Source organism: Yoonia sp. R2-816 (genome assembly GCF_046762905.1).
Taxonomy (GTDB): Bacteria; Pseudomonadota; Alphaproteobacteria; order Rhodobacterales; family Rhodobacteraceae; genus Yoonia.
In genome coordinates this window covers 1-5,277 of record NZ_JBKQXN010000305.1, presented here as the reverse complement: position 1 = coordinate 5,277, position 5,277 = coordinate 1, and the positions used below count along the sequence as shown (strand labels likewise).

Genomic DNA, 5,277 nt, shown 5'->3' with positions numbered 1-5,277 from the left:
ACCAGATGAACCAAAACCTGAACGCCATGGCCATCGATGGAGTGCTGAGGAAGATCAACGTCTATTGCACGCGTTTCAGAACGACAAGCGTGACGTTCGTTCCATCTCGCGTGACTTTGGGCGATCACCATCGTCTATTGTCGCGCGATTGCTTCATCTGGACGCGGTGGAGGTCGTATCCAAGCGGTGATCACTCTTTACGCCAATGGCCAGAGAAGCCGAAGCATGGCGCAAAGCTGGGGCGATCAGCTGAAGCTGACCGGGCACTCGTTTGGCAAAGCCTCACCCAAGCCACCAAAGGTGTCTCGGCCCACAAGGGGTAACGAGCTCTTCGCCGGGCGTACGGTGATACACATCAATCGACTTGAAATATTCGTACACTGGGGTTAGGTAGACATTGTCACGGGTCGCCACACGCTCTTCGGAGGTGCAAAAGGGCGGCCCTTCTTATTTGTAGATGGCCACAAATCCTTACAATAAGCCGCATGCATCGGCAGCGGACCGAATTTCTCACTTGAGGGCGTGCGGCTTGACTGTCGCCCGTCCCAATGTCGCCGCGCGGAAAATCGAAGAGATTGGATATGAAAGACTAAGGATCTACTTTCTTAGCTTCAGGGACAATTCGTTGCCTGGTAAACCGTTCATTCCAGGCACAACGTACAACCAGATCTTACGTCTTTACGAAGGTGACACAAAGATACGGGATGTCTGCTTCATGGCCGTCGGGCGTTTTGAACTGGCATTTCGCAACGCACTCTCGGAGGTACTAAGCGCACGGTTCGGCAGCCACCCGTATTTCCAAGACGCAGCCTTCCGGACCAGTGGTCATCACAACGAAGCGATCAAGAAGACAATACAAGTCTTCAGTCAGACGAAGGACCAACGCGCACGGCATTATAGAGTTACATACACGGAGCCACCTCTGCCGCCGATATGGATCATGAAAGAATTTTTCACCTTCGGGACCGCGGCACGCTTTTACGAAGCGCTTGCAAACGATGTGAGAAAAGAAATTGCATCGGAATTTGGTGTTTCGGTCCCAATGGTCTTCGATTCATGGATACCAGGCTTCGTTGATCTGCGGAACATCTGTGCTCACCATGACCGCTTGTTTAACCGCCACTTTCAGAAACAGCCTCAGTTTTACAGAAGGGGCAATGTTCCCATCGCCATGCATATGACCCTGAAAGCACAACTGGAGTGCCTCGATTATGCGATGGACGGTTTTAGCTCCGCAACCGGCGTCGTTGGCAGTGTTCAAAGAATAATTGATCGATATCCCGAAATAAATAATGCGGATTTAGGGTATTAGTGCCTGACGGCCAGCCTTTCTCGGCTTCGCGTGTCGAAAATCTGAAGCGCGCCTTGCGCGCTCACACAGTCGTGTGGATGTAGCGTGGGGTGGCCCGTCAGTCGATTGCGGCACGAGCAGTCTGACAGGCCGTTTGGCCGAAGACTACATTCCGTCAGCCATCATCTTCGCAAGCTCAGATGAGGCGTTCCTCCACTCCGTCGTCGGCGCTGCGCAGCCCATCAGCCTTTGCCTGCGCCGGTATCGCCTGCCTCACGTATTCCTCCTCCTACTGAAGGCGGAAGCATATCCTCCGGATTGGCTCATAAAGCGGCCCGCCTCAAGGATCGCATGGGCATATCAAAAAGACGGTTTCCACCCCGTTGGGGCGGACCCTCCGTATTTTTGCCATCCCCACGCGCCCAGCAAAGCTGGCGCCTGAGGCGTCCTTGACCCGGACCACTTTAGAAGGGGGTCACCGGACATGCCCCGCATTCCGTGGAGGCAAGACATCCATAGGAGAAAACGAGATGTTCGACCAATCAACAGCATATGACGCGATTGAACTCTTTGGCCTGACCGAAAACGGCACAGACGACCTGATCATCCCAAATGACGACGAGTTGCGCGACCAGATCGTGCTCGAAACCTTCGAGACCCTGATCGGCGGGCTGCAGGGCACCGGTCTTGCATCTGAGATCGAACCACTGGCACATGGACTAGCCACATTGCTGCAGCGCCGGGCGACGGCACTGGCAGAGCAGGCCGACAAACACAAGCGTCAGATCCAAGGGCTGATCGAGGCTCAGGACGGGTCAGAAGTCGCCGAAATGGAACTGGAAAAGACATCCAGCCGGTTCGAGATCCTCTGGGAGAAAGCCGAAGCGCTCAAGATCATGGCGGAAAAGGCCGCCCAGTGCTACGAAATCGAGACCGGGCAAGCCTATACGCCCGTCACCGGCAGCCGCACCACGAAAGACGCGCAGGCAACCGGTGCGGTCTTCGAAGCCAAAGAGCTGCTGAACCGGCACGACCGCGAACAGGCCGAACGCAACAAGGTCGAGGGACCAAAGATTGCCATCACCGGCGATGCAGAGGCCAAAGACTGCCGCGAAATCTACCGCATTCTGGACCAGACATTTGCCAAATATCCCGACATGGTTCTGTGCCACAAAGGTCACGGCAAGGGTGTGGAACGGATCGCGGCCACATGGGCCCGCAACAACAAGGTTCGCCAGATCCTCTTTCGGCCAAACTGGCAGGGCCACGGCAAAGCCGCTCCATTCAAGGCCAATGATGCGATCCTCGCGGCCAAGCCGATTGGCGTCCTGATCTTCGGCGGCAATGGCGTCGCGATAAACCTTGGCCAAAAGGCCGAAGCGAAAGGCATCAAGGTCGGCCAGTTCAATGCCGCGTGAGCAAAACAATGGACGGTCCAGCAAAGGGCCGTCCACAAACCTCTTTCAAGAAAAGGAAACGAAAATGGACGTGTCAGTACTGGATCGCGCTTTGCAGCATCGACTTTGGGGCAAAACTTACCGCTCGATAAATCAAATCATCAAAAGGGTCACAATCTCTGACTTTTGCCCCAAATGCGGCGAAAAACGTGGGAAGCCCGCGTTGCGACAATTCTGCGAAGACGGTGAGTGGTATGACGTGAGCTGCTGGCAGAACCCATGCGGGCATATAGATAAATATCAAGACGTCATCGCTGAAGCGGAGCACGTAGAAGCTTCCACATGAGAGCAAGAGACGTCCGGTAGGCCCCATGAGCGGGCCTGCCAATTCTGCTGTCTATGCTCACATTCCAACGCTCATTTTCCGACACCGCATCGAAGGTTCAGTGGAGATCCTTGCTTGAGGCAAGGATCACGTCGGTGGTTCAGACAGGTCTGCCTCCGCTGACGCTCTGGCAAAGCCGAATGAATGAAGTACTGCGAAAGGCGGCGGATCTGTGATGACCCGGCTTTATCATCGGGTCTATCTGGCTGGTTACAGTGGTTGGATAATGCCCCCGCCACTTCGCCGCGTTATTGCCCGGTCCCAAGTTCATCGGGCATGGCTCAACGGTTGCGATGGCTGTTTTGTGAGGCGGGCGCGCATTATGACCCAGCAAATCCCTATCCAGACTAATCAGCTCAACCGCTGGCCTGCCTTCTCGATTGAACCGGTAGTGAATGTTGATAGTACGGGAGGGGGGACGCGCCTTGGCCCCTTCCTTATTTTCATAGTAGCTTCGCTACCTTGAAAATATAGTCAGGCCCCCCCTGCGCCGGGCGCGTCCCCCCATTCGCGCAAGCGCGAACTGATTGCATCAGACTGCTTGTCCGCGCATTCGGTCCGGCCCGATCAACTGGGCAACCGCCCTTTTCAATCGGAACCCACAACCGTCGCAAGTCAGACCAGTCGCATCCTTTGCACGTTGCGCCTGGCGGACCCCGTGCAGATCGTGCCCGGCTGTTAACCTGGCCCGCGCCGGGCGCGGCCCAGGGCCGGGCGGCCCACCCCCACACGGTCTTGTCATTATCCCACACCGGTCAAGGACTTCACGCCGCGCAAGCGCGGCGCTCGCACGCCGCCTTCAGCGGTCCTTGACTCGGCGTGTCCAAATGCCCGCGACCGTGCAGGGCGGGCGAGTTCGCTTTGCTTTCAGACGGTTTGCAACCTATATTCAAAGGAGATCATCATGAGCATGAACGACATGACCGAAGCCGAAGTCAAACTGACAGACGAGAAACTACGCGCTGAAGTGGCGAAGCTGATTGCTGAAACAAAACAGATCGGCGTCAATACCTTCTTAGCACCGTTTCTGGCTGCAGCTGCGCTGATCGGTGCCACGACGGCAATCACGGCAGCAATATTGAACTTCATCGGAACCTGACAGTTTGCGGCCTCTCGGGGCCGCTTTTCTGCGTTTCCGCATGATGTTGGCAAACCCCGAACCTGCAGCTCGGGGCAGCGCTTCCCCAGGGAAGCGCTGATATTCGGTGCGGCTGGAATGGCCCTAAGAAAGAATCCCGTCGACCCATGATGAGCAGGGGGCAGACCCAATATCGTGCTGTGAACCTGTCAGGGATTATGGGCAAATCCCGAGCCTGCAGCTCGGGACCGGTCGCTACTCGGACGCCGGCTGCACCGGCGCCCGACCCGAACCAACCACATGCGATCGACCTTTGGCCCGAGAGCGCCGGAATCTGTCTCTCCGAGCCAGCTTGCCGACGCGGCCAAAATGGTCGCCTGCACATGGTTGTTTCGTCCCTGCGGGTAACGCGATTCCCTCGTTTCACTCGGCCTTTTGCAAGGACCACGCTCGATAGACATCGAGCAAAGCGCAAACCGACAAGCGGTCTGCGGCGCTTGCTTTCCCCGGCGTCAGGGGGCCGAAAATCTCTCGTATCTGATCCCGTCGTGGTGGAAGGCGCAAAAAGAGATCCGCGCCAGGGCGCGGATCACATCTTTCTTTTTGTGCGCCTCAAGCAGAAAAACGGCTTTTACCCGCAAGCGGGCAAACTTTCCGTTTTTCAGCCTGACCACCCTGCCCGGATCAGCTCCGGATCTTTTCCATCGGCCCCCTCCTTGCGGGGGAAAAACGCGGAAGGGGGACAGATAGCAAGTGGCAGCGCAGAACAGGCCGTTTCCGTGGCCTGTTTGAAAGGGCCTTCCAAGTGGGATGGCTTCTGGCGTTGCACAACACGGCGCTAAGTAAGCGTCCACGTTCCACCCCTTCCGGGGGTGGGACACCAATAGCAACATAGCACACACGAAACAACAACCTTGAGGACGCAAGCAGAATGAACCAGGTCGCTAAAGCAACCCGCCGACTGTGGAAGTCCGCGCAGCTCTATATCGGCTTCCACACAGATCAGCAGGGGAATGTGCGCAATCAGCCGAAGGTCTGGCCGCCGAAGAATGCCAACGCCACGATCCACAGCGACCCAAAGGTCCAGGAGGTGTTCCTGGAGGTGCGCGCCGAGGAAAGATCAGCC

General features: G+C 56.7%; 4 protein-coding genes and 1 pseudogene. All 5 read left to right on the top strand.

Features of this window, described 5'->3' with window-relative positions; translation table 11 throughout:
- Positions 1-323, top strand: a 323-nt coding sequence (locus ACFWW2_RS17620) for a hypothetical protein (protein ID WP_393930136.1), incomplete at its 5' end; no start/stop codon positions are given.
- A 206-nt stretch (positions 324-529) separates the two neighbouring features.
- Entirely contained in the window at positions 530-1,312 is a 783-nt protein-coding gene (locus ACFWW2_RS17615; protein WP_393930133.1) for an Abi family protein, read from the top strand.
- Positions 1,313-1,821: 509 nt separating this feature from the next.
- Positions 1,822-2,709, top strand: coding sequence for a DUF2493 domain-containing protein (locus tag ACFWW2_RS17610; RefSeq protein ID WP_393930130.1), 888 nt, complete (start codon positions 1,822-1,824; stop codon positions 2,707-2,709).
- Between the two features lie 1,274 nt (positions 2,710-3,983).
- Positions 3,984-4,172, top strand: coding sequence for a hypothetical protein (locus tag ACFWW2_RS17605; protein ID WP_393930127.1), 189 nt, complete (start codon positions 3,984-3,986; stop codon positions 4,170-4,172).
- A gap of 910 nt (positions 4,173-5,082) precedes the next feature.
- A pseudogene (locus tag ACFWW2_RS17600) lies at positions 5,083-5,277 on the top strand (hypothetical protein); the annotation flags it as partial.